The organism is Bacillus sp. NSP9.1 (assembly GCF_000465465.2).
In the GTDB taxonomy this organism is placed as follows: domain Bacteria; phylum Bacillota; class Bacilli; order Bacillales; family Bacillaceae; genus Bacillus; species Bacillus sonorensis_A.
This window is the reverse complement of the sequence record NZ_CP048273.1, coordinates 479,075-498,003: the sequence shown is the minus strand read 5'-3', so window position 1 is coordinate 498,003 and position 18,929 is coordinate 479,075. Positions and strand designations below refer to the sequence as shown.

The 18,929-nt window shown below is 47.0% G+C and carries 19 protein-coding genes; 6 read left to right on the top strand and 13 right to left on the bottom strand.

The annotated features are described in order from the left end of the window. The first annotated feature begins 52 nt into the window (after positions 1–52). Positions 53–382, top strand: a complete 330-nt coding sequence (locus M654_RS02445; RefSeq protein WP_026589135.1) for a YjdJ family protein — start codon at positions 53–55, stop codon at positions 380–382. Between the two features lie 51 nt (positions 383–433). On the opposite strand, the gene M654_RS02440 is transcribed toward M654_RS02445, so the two are convergent. From M654_RS02440 to M654_RS02410, 7 genes are all read right to left on the bottom strand, one after another. After that, positions 434–1,285 carry an octanoyl-[GcvH]:protein N-octanoyltransferase gene (locus M654_RS02440; RefSeq protein ID WP_026589136.1) on the bottom strand — a complete coding sequence of 284 codons (852 nt, stop codon included), beginning with the start codon at positions 1,283–1,285 and terminating at the stop codon, positions 434–436. Positions 1,286–1,377: 92 nt separating this feature from the next. Further along, on the bottom strand, positions 1,378–2,589 hold the full coding sequence (locus M654_RS02435; RefSeq protein ID WP_026589137.1) for a 4-hydroxybenzoate 3-monooxygenase: 1,212 nt from the start codon (positions 2,587–2,589) through the stop codon (positions 1,378–1,380). Between the two features lie 20 nt (positions 2,590–2,609). After that, positions 2,610–3,980 carry an MFS transporter gene (locus M654_RS02430; protein ID WP_026589138.1) on the bottom strand — a complete coding sequence of 457 codons (1,371 nt, stop codon included), beginning with the start codon at positions 3,978–3,980 and terminating at the stop codon, positions 2,610–2,612. 29 nt (positions 3,981–4,009) lie between these two features. After that, positions 4,010–4,861: a DODA-type extradiol aromatic ring-opening family dioxygenase gene (locus tag M654_RS02425; protein WP_026589139.1), complete on the bottom strand. Its 852-nt coding sequence runs from the start codon at positions 4,859–4,861 to the stop codon at positions 4,010–4,012. A gap of 24 nt (positions 4,862–4,885) precedes the next feature. Then, the gene (locus M654_RS02420) at positions 4,886–5,077 is read right to left on the bottom strand and encodes a 4-oxalocrotonate tautomerase (RefSeq protein ID WP_026589140.1); all 192 of its coding nucleotides are present in this window, start codon (positions 5,075–5,077) and stop codon (positions 4,886–4,888) included. 17 nt (positions 5,078–5,094) lie between these two features. Beyond that, entirely contained in the window at positions 5,095–5,877 is a 783-nt protein-coding gene (locus tag M654_RS02415) for a 2-keto-4-pentenoate hydratase (RefSeq protein ID WP_026589141.1), read from the bottom strand. A 14-nt stretch (positions 5,878–5,891) separates the two neighbouring features. Further along, complete coding sequence (locus M654_RS02410; protein WP_026589142.1) at positions 5,892–7,367, bottom strand: aldehyde dehydrogenase; 1,476 nt, start codon at positions 7,365–7,367, stop codon at positions 5,892–5,894. 198 nt (positions 7,368–7,565) lie between these two features. On the opposite strand from M654_RS02410, the gene M654_RS02405 reads away from it, so the two are divergent. Next, a complete protein-coding gene (locus tag M654_RS02405; RefSeq protein ID WP_026589143.1) occupies positions 7,566–8,339 on the top strand; it encodes an IclR family transcriptional regulator in 774 nt (257 codons plus the stop codon). 25 nt (positions 8,340–8,364) lie between these two features. After that, on the top strand, positions 8,365–9,315 hold the full coding sequence (locus M654_RS02400) for an amidohydrolase family protein (RefSeq protein ID WP_026589144.1): 951 nt from the start codon (positions 8,365–8,367) through the stop codon (positions 9,313–9,315). 40 nt (positions 9,316–9,355) lie between these two features. On the opposite strand, the gene pta is transcribed toward M654_RS02400, so the two are convergent. Continuing rightward, positions 9,356–10,327, bottom strand: coding sequence for a phosphate acetyltransferase (gene pta / locus M654_RS02395; protein WP_026589145.1), 972 nt, complete (start codon positions 10,325–10,327; stop codon positions 9,356–9,358). Between the two features lie 336 nt (positions 10,328–10,663). Here pta and hemQ point away from each other — a divergent pair, with 336 nt between their 5' ends. Beyond that, a complete protein-coding gene (gene hemQ / locus M654_RS02390; protein ID WP_026589146.1) occupies positions 10,664–11,428 on the top strand; it encodes a hydrogen peroxide-dependent heme synthase in 765 nt (254 codons plus the stop codon). A 40-nt stretch (positions 11,429–11,468) separates the two neighbouring features. Here hemQ and bslA read toward each other — a convergent pair whose 3' ends face one another. Next, positions 11,469–12,011 (bottom strand): biofilm surface layer hydrophobin BslA, encoded by a 543-nt coding sequence (bslA, locus tag M654_RS02385; RefSeq protein ID WP_026589147.1) that lies wholly within the window; start codon positions 12,009–12,011, stop codon positions 11,469–11,471. A gap of 385 nt (positions 12,012–12,396) precedes the next feature. Here bslA and M654_RS02380 point away from each other — a divergent pair, with 385 nt between their 5' ends. Together M654_RS02380 and gerQ are read left to right on the top strand one after the other, a co-directional pair. After that, positions 12,397–13,746, top strand: coding sequence for a TrkH family potassium uptake protein (locus M654_RS02380; RefSeq protein ID WP_035428545.1), 1,350 nt, complete (start codon positions 12,397–12,399; stop codon positions 13,744–13,746). A 179-nt stretch (positions 13,747–13,925) separates the two neighbouring features. After that, complete coding sequence (gene gerQ, locus M654_RS02375; protein ID WP_026589149.1) at positions 13,926–14,453, top strand: spore coat protein GerQ; 528 nt, start codon at positions 13,926–13,928, stop codon at positions 14,451–14,453. A 45-nt stretch (positions 14,454–14,498) separates the two neighbouring features. Here gerQ and M654_RS02370 read toward each other — a convergent pair whose 3' ends face one another. The 4 genes from M654_RS02370 to M654_RS02355 form a co-directional block, all read right to left on the bottom strand. Next, on the bottom strand, positions 14,499–15,638 hold the full coding sequence (locus M654_RS02370) for an ABC transporter permease (RefSeq protein ID WP_026589150.1): 1,140 nt from the start codon (positions 15,636–15,638) through the stop codon (positions 14,499–14,501). Beyond that, the gene (locus tag M654_RS02365; RefSeq protein ID WP_026589151.1) at positions 15,639–16,760 is read right to left on the bottom strand and encodes an ABC transporter permease; all 1,122 of its coding nucleotides are present in this window, start codon (positions 16,758–16,760) and stop codon (positions 15,639–15,641) included. 13 nt (positions 16,761–16,773) lie between these two features. Continuing rightward, positions 16,774–17,712 carry an ABC transporter ATP-binding protein gene (locus M654_RS02360; RefSeq protein ID WP_026589152.1) on the bottom strand — a complete coding sequence of 313 codons (939 nt, stop codon included), beginning with the start codon at positions 17,710–17,712 and terminating at the stop codon, positions 16,774–16,776. A 110-nt stretch (positions 17,713–17,822) separates the two neighbouring features. Then, positions 17,823–18,926, bottom strand: coding sequence for a sensor histidine kinase (locus M654_RS02355; RefSeq protein ID WP_026589153.1), 1,104 nt, complete (start codon positions 18,924–18,926; stop codon positions 17,823–17,825). Positions 18,927–18,929 lie beyond the last annotated feature (3 nt).

The following is an 18,929-nucleotide window of genomic DNA, read 5'->3' as shown; positions in this document are numbered from 1 at the left end:
CCGGGAAAAATTTCATAATAAAGCTAGTCCAACATTAAAGGCGGTATGACTGATGAGATTTGTTTTATATGCCGTCCAGTTCGGAACGGCAGCCCTTTTATTTTTATTTTCCGCATTGGCAAGCTGGTATGAGGGCAGCGAGCTTTTAAGAGACCGGTGGGAATGGAATTATTCAGCAAGATTCACAAAGCTGCTGCATGGAGCGGATTCGATCAAAGACGCGAGCGACATTTCACAGCTTGATTTTTTCGTTTACGCGGCAAAACACGCGCCCGCCTCAATCATTTTAATGGCTGTAAGCCTGGCTTATATCACAGCCTTGGCAGCATATCTTCTCATCAAAACATATCTCAAACGAAAAAGGTCTTTGCACACACTATAAAACCGCCTCGGATTCCCTCCGAAGCGGTTCGCTTGCCGCTCTATTCAACGGCTAAGAGCGCGGTGCCAGCTTTTCATTCCGCTCGATCATGCGGAGCAGATTTTTCTCATACTCGATCTCTTCTTCAGCGGAGAGCGGCGCCTGAAAAATATCTCCGCTGAGCTCTTTCAGCTCCGTCAAAAGCGCAAGCATCAGGTCCTGTACCGAGACCTCTTGGGCGAGAAGCTCTGAGAGCGACGCCATCGTTTCCGGACGGATATCCGGATAAACGGCTTTCGTCTGGCCGCGCTGTTCTTTTAAAGCAATATTGTAAAAGCGTCTGATAAGCTCTGCGCGCTCGCTTCCGCTTCCATCGGCACACAGATAAATCTGCACCGCCACTCCGCCTCTCAAACGCCTTTGTGAAATGCCGGCGAATTTCCTTCCGCCTATGCTCAAATCATAGCTGCCCGGACAATAGGAGCCTTCGATTTCATAGGCTTTGATTTCCGCATCGTAAGGCGCCAGCATTCTTTTGATCAGCTCATACATTGCCTCATAGCCGCGGTCGATGTCGATGCCGTTTTTCTTGTCCCGGAAAATCAGCGATACATTTAATACCCCGCTGTCCAGAACGACGGCGAGTCCGCCTGAATTGCGGACGATGACTTTGAAACCCTCTTGCTCAAGAAACGAAATGCCCTCCTCTACATACGGAAGCCTCGTATCCTGAATTCCGAGCACGATCGTGTCATGGTGCACCCAGGAACGGGCCGTCGCCGGAGACTTTTCCTTTCCGACAGAGGCGCACAGTGTGTCATCGATCGCAAATGATTGTTTTGCGTCAAAATACGGGCCGAGACTGGATTGGTCAATGATTCTCCATTTCGGCTGGATCAGTAGATCTATCAGTTGCTTTGCCATTTTAATTGCAAACCCTTTCGTCATACATCTCAAGTACCCATTATACCATTTTGAGAAAAGCGATGCGGACATTTTCCGCACGCAAAAACTTCTTATACGAAAAGCGTTCCTTTAGACGGCTCTTCAAATTCCAGCGGCAGTCCGACATAATTTTCCGCCAGACTTTGTGCGGCCGCTTTTGATGTCGTCACATGATCCAGTTCCGCCAGCTGGATTTGGTAATCAAAAGGCGTGTCTTCATGGCGGCGGTGAAGCAGAGAAGTCATATACCAGGAAAAGCGCTCCGCTTTCCAAACGCGGCGGAGACATGCGGCTGAATATCGCGTCAGCCGCTCTGTATTGCCGGCGGCATAATAATCCTTCAGCGCCCTTGCAAGCAACTGCACATCCGCCATGGCGAGATTCAGTCCCTTTGCTCCGGTCGGCGGGACGATATGTGCGGCATCTCCCGCCAAAAACAGCCGCCCGTATTGCATCGGATCACATATAAAGCTTCTCATCGACACAATGTTTTTTTGAATAATCTTACCTTCAATCAACTGCCAGCCATCATCGGCCGACAGCCTGAGACGAAGCTTCTCCCAGATTCGCTCATCCGTCCAGCCGCGGATCGAATCAGACGGATCGACCTGCAAATAAAGACGCTGTATATCCGGCGTTCTGGTGCTGAGAAGGGCAAAACCATCTTCATGATGGGCATAGACAAGCTCGGGAGCGGACGGCGGCGCTTCAGCCAAAATGCCAAGCCAGCCGTAAGGGTATGTTTTTTGATATTCTTTGCGGATCTCTTTCGGAATGCTTTGTCTGCTTGGACCGTGAAAGCCGTCGCATCCGGCAATAAAATCACAGGTCAGCTTTTTTCTCTCCCCGTTTTCATTTCGATATGAAATGACAGGTGCGGATGTCTCAAGATCGGATAGGCGTACATCAGACACATTAAAATGGATGTCACCGCCCGCTTTCATGCCGGCGGTGATTAAATCTTTTATCACTTCATGCTGGGGATAGATCGTAATATATTTCCCGCCTGTCAAGCGATGCAGATCAATTCTGTGCCGTTTGCCATGAAAGCGGATTTCAATTCCTTTATGAAACATGCCCGTTTTCATCATTCTTTCTCCGACACCTGTTTCATTCAGCAAATCTACGGTCATCTGTTCAAGGACGCCAGCCCGGATGGTCTTTTCGATCTCCTCCTGGGAACGGCATTCGATGACTGCCGCTTCGATCCCTTGGCGGTGAAGCAGATGTGCCAGCATAAGCCCCGCGGGACCTGCACCGATAATTCCCACTTGTGTCCGCAATGCGTTTTCCTCCCATTGGTTTAGATTTTGATTTCGCTTCTCACTTGATTCCGTTGCTTTTCGGCCGATCCAAGGTCAAATTTTGCATGGTGTTCCTGAACGAGCACGATGCCGAGTGCGGCAAAAAGGCTTGGGACGGCAAAGATGATAAACGACTGCTTCGGATCAATGCCGGCCGCGAGAATCAATCCGAACAAGGAAGGAGCGATGATGGCGCCGATCCTGCCGATCCCAAGCGCCCAGCCGATGCCGGTTGCTCTGATTTCTTTCGGATAAAACTCGGAAATGTACGGGTTCGCAATATTTTGCGTACCGACGGTGCACGCCCCGCCCAAAGCAATCAGCAAGTACAAAACATACGGATTCACTGTTAGTCCAAAGGCGGCAAAACAGACAGCTCCAAGGACATACATACCGGTGAGCACTTTTTTATGTCCGGCTCTATCGGCCAGGCTGCCGCCGATCAAAGCGCCGGCGGCTTGTCCGATGCACAGCGCGAGATTGAAGGACAGGCTGGATTTCAACCCGTAACCTGAAGCCTGCATCATTTTCGGCAGCCATGTGTTCAACCCGTACACCATTAAAAGACAGCTGAATACAGACAGCCAAAAAGCAAATGTGCTGGCGGCGCGTTTTTGTTCAAACAATTTTTTGACCGGAAAGCCCTTTGTTTGTTCTGCGGCAGCGGATAACTGATAATCGTCATGTTCGTTGTATTGTCCGTCGGGATGCACCTTGTTGAGAATCCCGGCCAGTTTTTTCGGTTGTTTTTTTAACATGTAAAATGATAGCGATTCGGGACATTGCCTGAAAAAGAAAGGCAGCGCAATCAAAGGAATGGCGCCGAGCCAATACAGCACTCTCCAGCCCGCTCCCGGAACCGCAAGCATGCCGACGAGGGAAGCCAGCACTCCGCCGGCGGAATAGCCGCAATACATGGCTGCGACAATCATCGCTCTGTTTTTTTTCGGTGAATACTCGGTCATCAGCGATATGGCATTGGGCATCAATCCCCCCATGCCGAGCGCCGCAATGAAACGCATGACTGCAAACGGCAGGGGGTCATCAACCATTCCGGATGCGCCGGTAAACAGACTGAACAGAAGGATGCAAAGGCCAAGCATTTTTTTGCGGCCAAACTTATCGGCGAAAGGTGACAAGATCAGCGCGCCCAGCATCATGCCGACCAATGTGTAGCTGCCGATCGCTCCGGCCTGAATCGCTGTTAAGTTCCATTCCTCCATCAGCCACGGAAGGCTGACACCGTACATGGCAATATCATAGCCATCAAAGGCGACGGCGAAAAAACACCAGAAGAAAACGGTCATATGCACTTTATTCCATTTGCTTCTCGCCATGACTTCTCCGGGATCAACTGAACGATTTATCATTTATTCCTCCGCCTCCAGATCGATTGATATTAACGCACAGTGTTTTTTTCAGTGAGCCTGGCGGACCGGGTCGCTGAACACATCGGTTCAAAAGCCATGACAACATTGGAGCTGCCTGATGATTGGCCATATCCGTAATACGTGCTTTTACAGCCATCCTCCAGCACGCCCAGCAGCATGGCAATATGCCGGCCGCCTGCTTCAAGACCGGCGTTTTTCGCGTATTGAGGAAGCATGAGCTTTGCGGATACCAAATCATTGTCTGTCAGATACGTTAAGAACTGCCCGTCAAGCGCCTGCTCTGCAAGGGTTGGCATGCATTCCGGCCCCCTCACCAAATGATGGCTGAGAGCCCCGCTGGCGATAAATACGGTTTTTTTCCCGCTTTCTTTCAGCACTCTTCCGGCCAGCTGGCCCCACAAATACGTTTCCTCTAAATTGGCGGCTAATGTAACCGATAAATCGATCACCGGAATATCGCCGTTTGGCACGAGATAACGAAGTGGAACGACTGTACCGTAATCCCAGCAATATACCGGGTCATTGACGGGAATAACGGGCAGCCCTCCATTGATGCCCGCTTCCGCCAATTCAATTGCCAACTCGGTATCTCCTGGATAGGAATACGGAACATCTGATATTAAATTCGGGCATTCCAGCGCCGTCAACACACCTCGATGTTCCGGGGCCGCATCGACAAGATGGTCAAAGCTTGACGTCCAGTGGCAGGAAATGATGACAATCGCGTCAGGCTGAATTCGTTCAATCATTCCGGAAAGCCGCTTCATGCCTTTGACAAGCTCCTTTTGAAACTCAGGCGTTCTTTCTTCAAAGCACATTCTCGGTGTATGCGGAACAAGTGCCGCCAATTCAATCGACATGTATATTCCTCCCAACCCTAATTTTTACGGCTTCGCTTTTGAAGCCGGCTTGCCGCCTATGCCCCAGTGTGTTTTCGGAATCTCTGTAACAAGAACACGGACATTTTCTTTAGGCGCATCCAACGTGGTGCTGACCGCATCTGTCACATGCTGAATGACTTCCTCCACTTTTTCCGGCGGCCGGCCTTCTAATATTTGAATGTGAATAATCGGCAAACCTATCTCCTCCATTTTCAACAGGCTGTAAACGAAACATCGCCAAGACCTTCAACATGTGCTGAAACACGGTCCCCGCGATGCAGCATGACAGCTCCCGTAACACCGCCGGTCAAAATGATGCTTCCCGCTTTCAGCTTTTCGTTTTTCCGGGCGAGCATATCGGCGAGCATCGCTGCCGAATTGGCGGGGTGTCCCACGACTGCAGCGCCTGTCCCCTGCTCTTTGACCTCGCCGTTGATCATTAATGAGACTTTTACCGAATCGAGCCTTAGACCGTCCGGTTTTCTGATTTTTTCACCAAACACGACTCTGGAAGATGACGCATTATCCGCTATAACATCTGGCAGGGTAAAAGAAAAATTTTCATAGCGGCTGTCAATCACTTCAAGAGCGGGAAGAAAAAAATCGGTCGCGGCGAGGATTTGCTCACCTGTAACACCTGGACCTTCTATATCCTCCCCCAGCAAAAAGGCAATCTCAGCTTCGACTTTTGGGTGGATCAGCTGTTCCATTTGGAGCGCCCCGCCATTGGGTACGAGCATATCTTCAAAAATATATCCGTAGATCGGTTCTTCCACATTCATTTGCTGCATTTTCGCCCGGCTCGTCAAGCCCATTTTCGGACCGATAATCCCGCTGCCCTGCTTTGCTTTCAGCAAAATCAACTCTTTTTGTATTTCATAGGCATCTTCAACCGTCAGCTCCGGATGGTCTTTTGTGATTCTTTCGATTTCCCGCTTTTCTACTTCAGCGAGATAAAGCAGATGAGCCGTTTCCTTGAGTGCTGTCGCGTTCATCGCATTCTTCCCCCTTACAGCTTGATGCAAATATTTGATAATTCACTGAAAAACTCGAAACTGTGAATGCCTCCTTCACGGCCAAGCCCGCTTTGCTTCATGCCGCCGAACGGCGTCCGCAAATCGCGGAGAAACCAGGTGTTGACCCAAACCATTCCCGATTCAATTTGTCCGGCAACACGGTGTGCCCGGCGCAGGTCGTTCGTCCATACGGTTGCACTTAACCCGTAATGGGTGTCATTTGCTTGTGCGATGACTTCATCTTCATCATCAAATGGAATCACCGTCACAACCGGCCCGAAGATTTCTTCTTTGACAACCCTCGAGCTCCGGGAGATCCCCGTGATGATTGTCGGTTCAAGATAACATCCGGAAGCCTGGCCTTCAGAACGCTTACCTCCTGTTAAAATATCGCCGCCTTCGGTTTTCGCCAATGCGATGTAGTTCAGCACCCGCTCAGTATGTTCCGCCGAAATCAAGGCTCCGATATTCGTATTCGGATCAAAAGGGTCGCCGACCTTAAGTTCCTTTGTCTTATGAATAAACTTGTCCAAAAACTCATCATACGCTTCCCGTTCAATATAGATGCGGGAACCGCACATACATACTTCGCCTTGGTTGATAAAGCTTGATTTCAATGTGGTATTGACCGCTTCATCCATGTCGGCATCGGCAAAAATGATATTTGGGTTTTTCCCTCCCAATTCAAATGAGAGCTTTTTTAATGTTTTGGAGGCGGCTTCCATAATGACTTTTCCGGTTGCCGTTTCTCCAGTGAAGGAAATCGCATCAACATCCGGATGTGCAGATAGTGCCGCACCGGCGGAATCAGGTCCAAATCCGTGGACGATATTGACGACACCATCAGGAACACCTGCATCACGGCAGATTTCCCCGAGAAGCGTGGCCGTCATCGGCGTCAGTTCGGCCGGTTTGATGACGGCGGTATTCCCCGCTGCCAAGCATGGCGCTAATTTCCACGTCAGTAAAAGAAGCGGCAAATTCCAGGGATTGATCAATCCGACGACACCGACCGGGCGGCGGATCGCATAATTGATTGCAGCATCATCCGTCTGATAGGCTTCCGTCCCGACTCCCCTCATAAAATCGGCAAAGAAATGAAAGTTGAAAGCAGACCGGGGAATATCCAAAGTGCTTGAGAGTGAAAGCGGCTTTCCGGTATCCAATGTCTCAAGCCTTGCCAGTTCATCCTTTCGCTGAAGAATGATGTCGCCGACCTTGCGGATGATATGAATTCTTTCATCAGCGGTCATGTTTTTCCAGCGTCCATTTAGTGCGCGCCTTGCAGCCGCGACAGCCAGATCCACCTCTTTTTGCCCTCCCTCGGCTACTTTTCCGATCACTTCCTGTGTAGCTGGATTGATGTTGTCAAACGTTCTCCCGTTTTCCGAGGAGAAAGATCTGCCGTTGATAAAATGACGGCAGTCAAACGGTTTTACAATTTTAGCCGACGGGGTGTGAACACTCATATCAATAAACAGCCTCCTTTTCAAATCCTTTCCATTAAATTAAAGGATTTTCAATCACTTGAAAACAGCATTGTTCCTCTATGCGGAACAAACCGGATATTTTTTCCGAAAATTTGATATTTTTCGTTCTTTAATTCAAATTCGTGTTATATTATGTAATAAAAGGAAACAAATCCAATGGAAAGAGTTGAGGAATCAATGACTGTTGAGACAAAGCAGCCAGATCTGCTCAATTCGGTTAAAAATGCGCTTCGGCTGCTTCAATCGTTTACCTTGGATTCACCGGAAAAGAAGGTAACCGAGCTCGCCTTATCGCTCGGCCTTGGAAAAAGCACGGTCTGGAGGCTCCTGAACACACTGGAGAGCGAAGGATTTGTCATGAAGGATCCGGAATCGAAAAGATATAAGCTAGGATTGTCCGTCTTACAGTTAAACACCATTGTCAACTCCACCCTTGAAATCAACAAGGAATCCCAGCCGGTACTCGAAAGGCTGACAGATGATACCGGTGAAACATCCCACATCGCCATGCGCAGGGGATTCAGCGTCGTCTACATCAATCGGACGGAATCCCCGCGTCCTGTTGAAATCCTGTCTTACATCGGCCGGCAAAATCCCATGCACTGTACGAGCTCCGGAAAGGTGCTGCTCGCTTATGACAGGGACGGGCTGTTGGAATGCTATCTCAAACATGGCTTGAAAAGCGTGACAAAGCAAACGATTACAGATGAAAAAAAGCTGAAGGGCAAGCTTGAAGCTGTAAAAGCGGACGGATTTGACGTCAGCCACGGAGAATTCATCGATGGCGTAACATCGGTTTCCGCTCCTGTCAGAAACTATCTCGGTCATGTCATGTATGCCGTCAGCGTCGTCGGCCCAACCAAACGCATGAAGGCCTCACAAGCTAAAATCATACATAAAGTGAAAGAAGCTGCCCGCGACATTTCAGAAAAACTCGGATATTGGAAATGATGCCAAAGAAATGGGGGAATCCGCTTTGTTTGATCTTCATACACACTTCATCCCGGACGATGTCCTGCAATGGCTGAAAGACAATCAAAACGCGGTCGGCGCCGTCTGGGAAAAAAGATCGCCTGATCAAGCAGCGTTTTTGACAGTCAACCGCAAATGGGGATTTGAATTAAAAGAGTTGTTTTTTAAAGAAACCTTATATTTGGAGGCGCAAAAAAAAGCCGGTGTCTCCCATTCGCTCGCATCTCCTGTCCCCCAGCTTTTTCTTTACGATCTTCCCGAGGAGATAACAGATGAATTATCTTCTGTCTATAACAATGCGCTGTCCATATGGACAAAACACAACAGTCATCGTCTTTCAGGTCTCGGGACCATTCCGCTCAACAGTCCGCTGAAGGCTTGCCAGCGTTTAGGTGAGGCGATGGATCTTGGGCTCAAAGGCGCGATCATCGGACCGGGCGCATCCGGCAGGCTTCTCTCAGATGAAGTTTTTACACCGCTTTGGGAAGAAGCCAACAGACGAAAAGCGATCATATTTATCCATCCCCTTCTTTCTGAAGATCCGCGGCTGCGCCGGAAAATGATGCCAAATTTAATCGGTGTTCCTTGGGAAACGACTGTCTGTGCGGCTGACTTGCTGCTCAGCGGTGTTACAGACCGATTTCCAAATGTAAAAATCCTTTTGGCTCATGGAGGGGGCTATCTGCCATATCAAATCGGCCGCCTGAACAAAGGGTATGAAAAGTGGACAGATGTTTCCGCTTCGATCTCGGCCGCGCCGGAGGAATATTTGCCCAGCTTTTGGTTTGACAGTGTGCTATGGAACAAAGAGAGTGCGGCATATTTAATAAAGCTTGTCGGAGAAGAACGGATCGTACCAGGTTCCGACTTTCCTTTTGACCTTTGCGAATGGCCGCCTGCCGACATCGGGCAAAAAGGTGCTGAAGCTTTGCTGAATGTAAAAGTGAAAGCATAAAAAAAGTGGACCTTGGATAAGGTCCACCTTTCTGGCAATATTATAGCGCTTGTGCTGCCGTAATAAGGGCAAGGTTGTAAACATCTTCTGCGTTGCAGCCTCTGGACAGATCGTTCACAGGCATGTTCAGACCTTGCAAGATCGGTCCGACCGCCTCAAAATTGCCGAGGCGCTGCGCGATTTTGTAGCCGATGTTTCCTGCTTCCAGGCTTGGGAATACAAACACATTTGCATCGCCTTTAATAACGGAGTCCGGCGCTTTTTTCTCAGCGACAGACGGAACAAATGCCGCATCAAATTGGAATTCACCGTCAAGCGTAAGCTCAGGCGCTTTTTCTTTGGCAATGGCTACAGCGTTGGCCACCTTTTCAGTCTCATCAGATTTAGCCGATCCTTTTGTTGAGAAGCTGAGCATCGCCACGCGCGGCTCAATGTCGAACATTTTCGCTGTATTGGCGCTTTCGATTGCAATTTCGGCAAGATCCTCGCTGTCAGGCGCAATGTTGATCGCGCAGTCTGCGAACACATACTGCTCTTCGCCGCGAGCCATGATGAAAACTCCGGATGTTTTTTTGACGCCTTCTTTTGTTTTAATAATCTGCAGCGCCGGGCGGACCGTATCCGCTGTTGAATGAGCCGCACCGCTGACAAGACCGTCGGCAAGTCCTTTATAAACAAGCATCGTTCCAAAATAGTTTTCATCTAAAAGAATTTGGCGCGCCTGCTCTTCCGTCGCTTTTCCTTTACGGCGCTCAACGAAAGCCTGCACAAGCTCTTCCATTCCTTCATATGTATGAGGATCATATATATCAACACCATCAAGTGTTAAGTTCAATCCTTTTGCTTTCTCCGTAATGTCCTCTTTGTTTCCGACGAGGATCGGCTTTAAGACGTTATTTCCGGCCAAATTGTTGACCGCTGTCAGGATGCGTTCATCCAAGCCTTCCGGAAATACAATTTTAACTCCTTTTCCTGCTACTTTTTCCTGCACTGTTGTAAATAAATCTGCCACTATATACCCTCCTTGAAGATTGCAAAAAACTTCTCTATTTAGCATACTCTTTTGAGATATAAATTCAATCCTTCAGCCTCAATTATAACGCTTACATATTAAAAACGCTTTTTTTTAATTAAATTAAGCGGAAATATTTTCATGTAGTCAATGGAAAATGGAGATTCAGTACCTTGCCTTAGTACGTATTCGTTATTATTATGCAACAGCCTTCTCCGCTTATACGGGGCTGCCTCAGGGTGCCGCAGTTTTTATTCGAGGACCTTGAAACAGATGAAATAGGGCAAACTATGATATGATGAAATCAATTACATATAAATTGGGAGTGAATGCAAAATGAGCGAACAGCAGAAAACGAATGAAGCCGCACAAACGCTTGACGGCTGGTATGCCCTTCACGATTTCCGAACGATGGACTGGTCTGCATGGAAGCTGCTTTCAAGCGACGAACGCCAGATCATCATCAGCGAATTTACCGGTCTCCTTGAAAAATGGGGCGCGGTGCAAAAAGAAGGAAACGGAAGCCACACATTGCACAGCATCGTCGGCCAGAAAGCCGATTTCATGCTGATGATTTTGCGTCCGACGATGGAGGAATTAAACGAGATCGAACTTGAATTCAATAAATCAAAGCTGGCGGAATTTACCATTCCCGCTTATTCATACGTATCTGTCGTCGAGCTCAGCAACTATATGGGAAGCGGTGACGGAGATCCTTATGAAAATCCGCAGGTGCGCGCCCGCCTCTATCCGGAACTGCCTGATGCCAAGTATGTCTGCTTCTATCCGATGGATAAAAGAAGATCGGGCAATGATAACTGGTACATGCTGTCCATGGAAGAGCGGCGAAACTTAATGCGCAGCCACGGCATGATCGGACGCGGCTATGCAGGCAAAGTCAAGCAGATCATTACGGGTTCCATCGGCTTTGACGATTACGAATGGGGTGTAACACTTTTCTCCGATGATGTGCTCCAGTTCAAAAAGCTTGTCTATGAAATGCGCTTTGACGAAGTCAGCGCACGTTACGGAGAATTCGGTTCGTTCTTTGTCGGCAACCGTCTCTCCAATGAACAGCTGCCCGCATTTTTATACGTATAAAAGAAAGAGGCTCCAAAGACGATCTTTGGAGCTTCTGCTTTTAATTACAGCCGCATGGCGGTGTAGGCGGAGTCGGTCTTTTCAGCACCTCAATGGAGGACTCGGCATAGAATGTGGATCCAAGGCCCAGCACTCTGTTTTCCGCTCTGAATGTATATTTTCCGGCGGCCGGCAAGGTTTTATGATTCAACTTCAGCTTGAACTCCGCGATCCCCAATAAATCGATCGTCAGCGGAAGTCTGACCGTTCTTCCGTTGTTCAAGATTTGACCGGTTGTCAACGCCCTTCCATTAACCGTGTCTGTCGTTGTCGCGGAAAACCCGGACGGCAATGTGAATTCAACCGTTCCCAGCGCCAAAATGGAATTTGGTCTGTATGTAAGCTCAATGTCGGAGTATGACCACTCCTGTTTGCTGTCCCCTGTGATGATCGAATACAATGAGGCCTTTGCAGCCGGACGGTTCACAGATTCCGTTTTAACCGTTTGGGCATCGGCATGAAGCGACGGCAGAAAAACCGAAGCCATGATCACGAGAGCGGCCGTCAAGACCGAGAATTTAAAACGAAACACACTTTTTAACATAGCAATTCCCCCTACTCATCATTTTCAAATTGTAAACAGCACGGCAGCGGACAACATTAGACGCAATAGAAAGGCAACGCCTCCTTCCAACATCATTTCTCTTAAAAACTACCATTTTTCAAAATGATAGTAAATGTTTTCCATGGGATATTTTTAAATTTAATTCAAAATAATAGAATTTAACTATGCGCCGTTCCTCTTGATTTTTTCCGATCAGAGCCAATAAAGGCCTAATGCCCTACTTTCGGGTTTCCAACACCCGGAAAAACGTATGTTTTGATGTTGACAAACCAGGCATATGACAGTACATTATTGACATTATTTCATCTATCAGAATCTGGTGAAATCTATAGCTTTGCATATGTGAAGAAAGGATATAGAAAACATGCCTAAATTGGGTTCTACAAATCTTGTAAAAGGAAAGATGCTCAACATCAATCCGCCGCAGACACTGGCGCTCAGCTTTTTAATCATCATCGCGGCCGGCGCTTGTTTATTAAAGCTGCCGATCGCCTCCACCACCTATATCTCGTGGGTGGACGCTCTGTTCACAGCAACCTCGGCAACAACTGTAACAGGATTGGTTGTCGTCGATACCGGAACGGATTATACGGTTTTTGGACAAACCGTCATCATGTGCCTGATTCAGATCGGGGGATTGGGCTTGATGACGTTTGCCGTTCTCGTCGTTATGATGATCGGCAAAAAAATCGGCCTGCAGCAGCGGATTCTCGTTCAGGAGGCTTTTAACCAGACATCTTTGGGCGGGCTTGTCCGTTTAGTCAAGCACTTGTTTATTTTCACGATCGTTATTGAGTTTGTCGCCTTTTTGATTCTCTCGATCAGATGGGTGCCTGAATACGGCTTGCAGAAAGGCTTGTTTCATAGTTTGTTTAACACGATTTCAGCCTTCAATAACGCAGGCTTTTCCCTTTGGTCGGACAGCTTGTCGCAATATGTGGGCGATCCGATCGTCAATTTAGTCATTACAGGTCTGTTTATCACCGGAGGAATCGGGTTTACCGTTCTTTTGGATTTATGGACCAAACGAAACTTTCACAAATTGTCGCTCCACTCCAAATTAATGATTGTCGGAACATTGATCATCAACATAGTGTCCGCACTGATGATTTTTATATTGGAGTATGCCAACCCCGATACCTTGGGAGGACTGCCTTTGGCAGACAAAATATGGGGCGCTTATTTTCAAGGTGTCACACCTAGAACTGCCGGCTTTAACACACTGGATATCGCACATATGACAACCCCTTCCCTGCTCATCATCATCGTACTGATGTTTATTGGCGCAGGCAGTGCATCAACGGGAAGCGGAATTAAACTGACAACCTTTATTGTGATGATTTTAGCAACGATTACCTTTTTAAGAGGAAAAAGCGAGACGGTCGTGTTTCATCGGGCCATTAAAATGAAAACCATTTTGCGAGCGTTGGCCATCATCGTCATCAGCTTTTTATTTGTGCTTGTCACAATGTTTATTTTAACTATTACAGAAAAAAATGCTCCATTTTTGGACATCGTCTTTGAAGTGGTTTCCGCATTTGGGACTGTCGGCTTGTCAATGGGACTGACGCCTGATTTAACAACCGTCGGCAAAGCCGTCATCATGGTGATGATGTTCATCGGCCGGGTCGGTCCGCTGACCATGGCATTCACCTTGGCAAAACCTAAAAAAGCGCCGATCCGTCATCCGGAAGATGAAGTCATAACAGGATAAACGGCTGAAAGACCGCTCCCATAGAGCGGTCTGTTTTTTTCTTTCTCGTCATATTAAACATGGCATCCACATACTGTTAAAGGGATAAGGTATATGTAGATCTTCCAGCAATCGTGTTTTCAATGCCATACATGTATTGGAGTATAATTTCTTGACGTTAAGAAATGAGGAGGAACGAAATGAAACCTAAAAAAAATCAATTTCAGCCGCTCCAAGAGCTTGAAATGCCGGATTTTCGGGCAAGCGCCAACCCTTATCCACAGATGGGCGGGCACATGTATCAGCAGCAAATGCAGCCGTATACACAAACGCAAATGGGCGGGCAGCAAACCTATCAGCAGCCTTCCGTACAGCTGACCCAGCCGCAGCCGGCGGGAGTTCAGGTTCCGCAAATGCCTACAGCGCAGGTGCCTTCCCCGAGCATTCCCGGCATGCTGCCGCTTGAGCAATCGTATATTGAAAATATTTTGCGTCTCAACCGCGGAAAGGTTGCGACCGTCTACATGACATTTGAAAACAATCCGGAGTGGAATGCAAAAGTCTTTCGGGGAGAAATTGAAGCTGCCGGGCGCGATCATATCATTTTAAGCGACAGAAAAACGGGCACCCGCTATTTGCTTTTGATGGTCTACCTTGATTACATTACCTTTGATGAACCGATTGCTTACGATTATCCGTATTCAATGGCCTCCTATACCCCAAGATAAAAGGTTCGGTTTGCGAAACCGAACCCTTTTTTTGTTCCTAAAGAATTAGGCGAAATTTCTCGCCTCATTGTTGCGGCTGAATTTATAAATGACGATTAAGAAAAAGGCTGCCGCAAAAGCAAACAATATCAAGATATTCAAATACAGATTGTGAAGATGCTGGCCTTCCTGAAGTTTCGCCAATGTTTCCAAAACCCATGTTTGCGGAAGAAAATCAGCGATTTTCTGCACGAATGACGGCATAATTTCAATCGGCCAAAAACATCCGGAGAGCATAATCGTCGGCATGAAGATTAAATTCTTCAATGCTCCCGCAGCTTTGGAACTGTTCGCAAAGACAACCGTGATTAACGCCAGTCCGACGGCGCTTAACGCAAATATCAGCAACACCGCCGCCATTTCCCAAAAGGAAATGCCTGTTTCAATATGAAAAACATATGTTGCCATCACAAGTGTAAAAAAGACTTGGAATGTGATGACAAGCATGCTTACCACAATATTTGCCAAGACGTACTGCTTTGCGGTAATCGGTGTTGTCAAAAGCCTGAAATAGGTTCTGTTCTCCTTTTCTTTCACCAGTAGTTCGGTTAAACTTCCCGCCGAAAAGAGCATGGCCATCAGCAGAAAACCAACCGTCCGGTCCGTCATGTTTTTGCTTTGCGCCGAATCTTCAAGCTTGTGAGCCGTAAGGGGAACTTTTGAGTTCTGGTAGTTTTTATACATCGTCTGAAATTGCTGATCTCCATTGGCAGATTGACCGAGCGCCGCAATATTGTCAATGTAATGATATAAATATGACTTCACAAAGCCTGTGATTTCAGCACCTTTGACAGAGGCGATTTCGATATGGCCGGGTTTTCCGCCGCGCACGCTTTGGGAAAATCCTTGATCAAACGTAATGGCGCCGTCAAGCTCTCCCGAGGCGATTTGGCTGTCCGCTTTTGACTTGCTGACATTCACAACCTTAATATCGTCAATACCTTTCAAAAAGCGGGCCGTATCCGCCGCGATTTCCCCTTTGTCATGATCGACCACCCCAATACGCAAATCCCCCTGTTCATCAGTACCGGTTAACAGCGAGACAAAGATTCCAATCAGCGGAAGAATCATAAACAAGAAAATATTGATCTTTTTTCGAAACGTGACATTCAATGTATTTTTGACTAACCAAAGCATTTCTTTCATTTACAGCCCTTCCCTTCTTCTCATTGAGACAACGGCGATCAGCAGGAATAATACAGATAAGCCTACGTTCAGAGAGATCGCGGGCCATCCCGCCGCTAAATCATTTGTATATATGATTTTGATAATGGCTTCGTTCGTCCAAGTGAGCGGGGAAAGATCTTTGATGACAACTAAAGCACCTTGCACATCCTCAACGGGAAAATAAGCGCCGCCAAAAAAAGCGACCAGCGGGATCAGCACATTGATGATGGCAACCCCAGCTTCTCCTGTGTTCGTCAAATAGCTGATCCCAAGGCCAAAGCTGACGGCAAACAACACAACGGTGAGCACCACAACAAGCACAAGCCAAAGGTGCTCTCCCCAGTTGGCTTTGAATAAAAACATGCTGACGGCGATGACGATCAAGATGCAAAGCAGATTTGCCCCAAGGCCGCCAATCAATTTTCCGGCAAAAATCTCAGCCTTATGAACGGGGGCGGCAACCAGCCGGTCCGCCGTCTTTCTAAGCCTTTCCCCGCGGATTAAATAACTGGCGTGTATTGCCGAGTAAAGCGCGATCAGCGTGGTCATCGTCACCGCGTAATAGTCCATGGAACCCGGTTTTTTATCAGAGTTGAGAGACGTTTCTTTAATATAATCGTCATGAGAGCTGTTTACAAACGCCTCGCCTGCTTGCTTCGGGCTGACTTTTACAATCTCCGCCACCGCATGATACCGGTTGGCAAACGCTGTCAGCATCCCTTGAATGATGCTGTTTTTCACACTGTTTTTCTCCATTTTATAAAACTTCATTCCGCTGCCGGTGACCTCAAGATAAGCATCATAATGTCCTTTTTTGACTTCTGTTTTTGCGTCCATATCACTTAACACTTTTTCAAAATAGACACCGGACGTTTTCGCTTCTTTCGCAAATGTTTTAAACCCTTGCGAGAACTCCCCATCAGACTTGTCTTTGTATAAAACATGGATTTTACCGACGGAAACTTCATGATCAAAAGCATTTGTCAGCGCGGTTCCCAAAATCATGATCAGCACAATTGGAAACGCCAGCATGAAGGCAAGTGTTCGTTTATCCCGAAAAGCTGATATGATTTCTTTTTTTGCTATGATGAATGTATTCAAGCTGATGTCCCCCTTACGAATCCCGTAAATTTCTTCCGGTCAAGGTCAGAAACACGGTCTCCAAGTTCGGCGCTTTTTCTTCCAATGAACGGATTTCAACACCTTCTGCCAGCAGTCGTTCAATGATCTGGTTTAAATTATTGACGCCCGCATCCGAGTTGATTTTCATCATATTTTCTTCCAGCGAAACCGTCTCGACTCCGCTGATCGTTTTTAGCCCGTCAATATCGATATTGTCAGCTGATTTGACATGAATCCAAATATCTTTCGTATCCGTGATGATCGCCTTTAGCTGCTCCTTTGTCCCTTCCGCAATGATTTTTCCGTGGTCGACGATGGCAATCCGCGAACAGATTTCCTCCACTTCCTCCATATAATGGCTCGTATAAATAATCGTACAGCCCATCTCATTCAGCTTTTTGACTGACTCCAATATATAATTTCTGGAGTGCGGATCAATTCCCACCGTCGGTTCGTCCATGATGATCAGCTTTGGCCTGTGTGCGATCGCACAGGCGATGTTGAGCCTTCTTTTCATCCCGCCGGAAAAGTTTTTCGGAAAGCTTTTGTGCTTATCGCTCAATCCGACAAAGCGCAATGCCTCTTCAACGCGCTCATGCAGATGGGCCCCTCGCAGTCCGTAGAGTCCCGCAAAAAATTTCACGTTTTCATATGCGGTTAAATCCTCATAAATCGCCAGATCCTGAGGAACGATGCCGATGTTCATTTTAGCGTTTTTCCGGTTTTTCGCGATGTTTTTTCCAAGAATGAAAATCTCGCCCTCATTGCTTCTCAATAAACTTGAGATCATATTGATGGTTGTGCTTTTGCCGGCGCCGTTTGCCCCGAGAAGTCCGAATATTTCACCCTCGGCTATCGATAGTGATATATGATCAACAGCAACAAAATCCCCAAACTTTTTGGTCAGATTTTTGATTTCCAATACATTCATGTTTTCACCTCATTTTGCTTTACGATGTCATTATAAAAAAAAGATGAATGCCGCGGCAGTGCAGCAATTCACCTTTTTCACATGAGATTATTCACGTTTTAACGATGAACTCATTCATGCTTCGGCAACAGCGTTGTCACCGAAAATCCATTTGAACCGTCGACAATGACCTTGCCGTTGACAGAAGCAGCCCGCTCTTCCATTCCGATGATTCCCATGCCTTTTTTGATCTTCTCCTGTCCTTTTCCATTGTCTTTCACTTCGGCTTTAATGAGTTTGTTCAAGACGTGGATTTCGATCGAAGCGTGCGTCGCTTCGGCATACTTCACAGAATTGGTCAGCGCCTCCGTTATATTTTCAAACATGATTTTCCATTGAATATGAGAAATTACATCTAAATCGCCTTTATACAGAAAAGAAATATTCATCTGATGACGTGTCGAACATTCATCGATAAACAGCTTCAACCTATGGATGCCCATCTGCTCTTTCGGCGGTTTTATATTTTTCAATGTCAGTCTGATTTTTTCGATTCCGTCTTTAGAAATATTGATCGCATTTTGCAGCAGCTCGGACGCCTTGTTTTTATCGATATCAAGCAGCCGTTTCGCCGCTTCCAGCTGGATGAGCGCGCCAGTCATCGAATGGCCGATTTTATCATGTATTTCCTGGGAAAGCCTGTTGCGTTCCTCCAATTTAAAGGTATATTCAGATTGTCTGATATATTCCTTGTTGTTATGAAGCGCCTTCGTTAATGTCTGCATCGCTTTTCTTGTTTCATCAATTTTGTCTTCCAGCGATCTAATCCGCGCTGAATATTGTTTGGCGACCGTAAACATAAGAAACGTAAAGGAAACAGTGAGACCGTATACAGGCAGCCATGACGTATCGAGAGACAGAGCAGGTAAAAGCGAAACGGCCAAAATCAGCCACTTGTTACGAAGATAATCAAACAACAATTCGTACACGTTTAATGGCAATAATAAAATAAATAAAGGCTCATGCCGGCAGAATACAAGCGTCATGAAGATCGATACGGCGATAGTTGTCTTTTTAAGCGCTTCTTGCTGTAAGATGGCAGCCAGGATATTGATGGAGAAATAAAGGACGATATAAAAAACAACCCAGCTTAAGCTGCTGACAGGTGATAGGATGCAGTTGAACGAAATGTATCCAAGCAGAATCAGTTTGATGATAATGACCCAAAGTTCCATGAT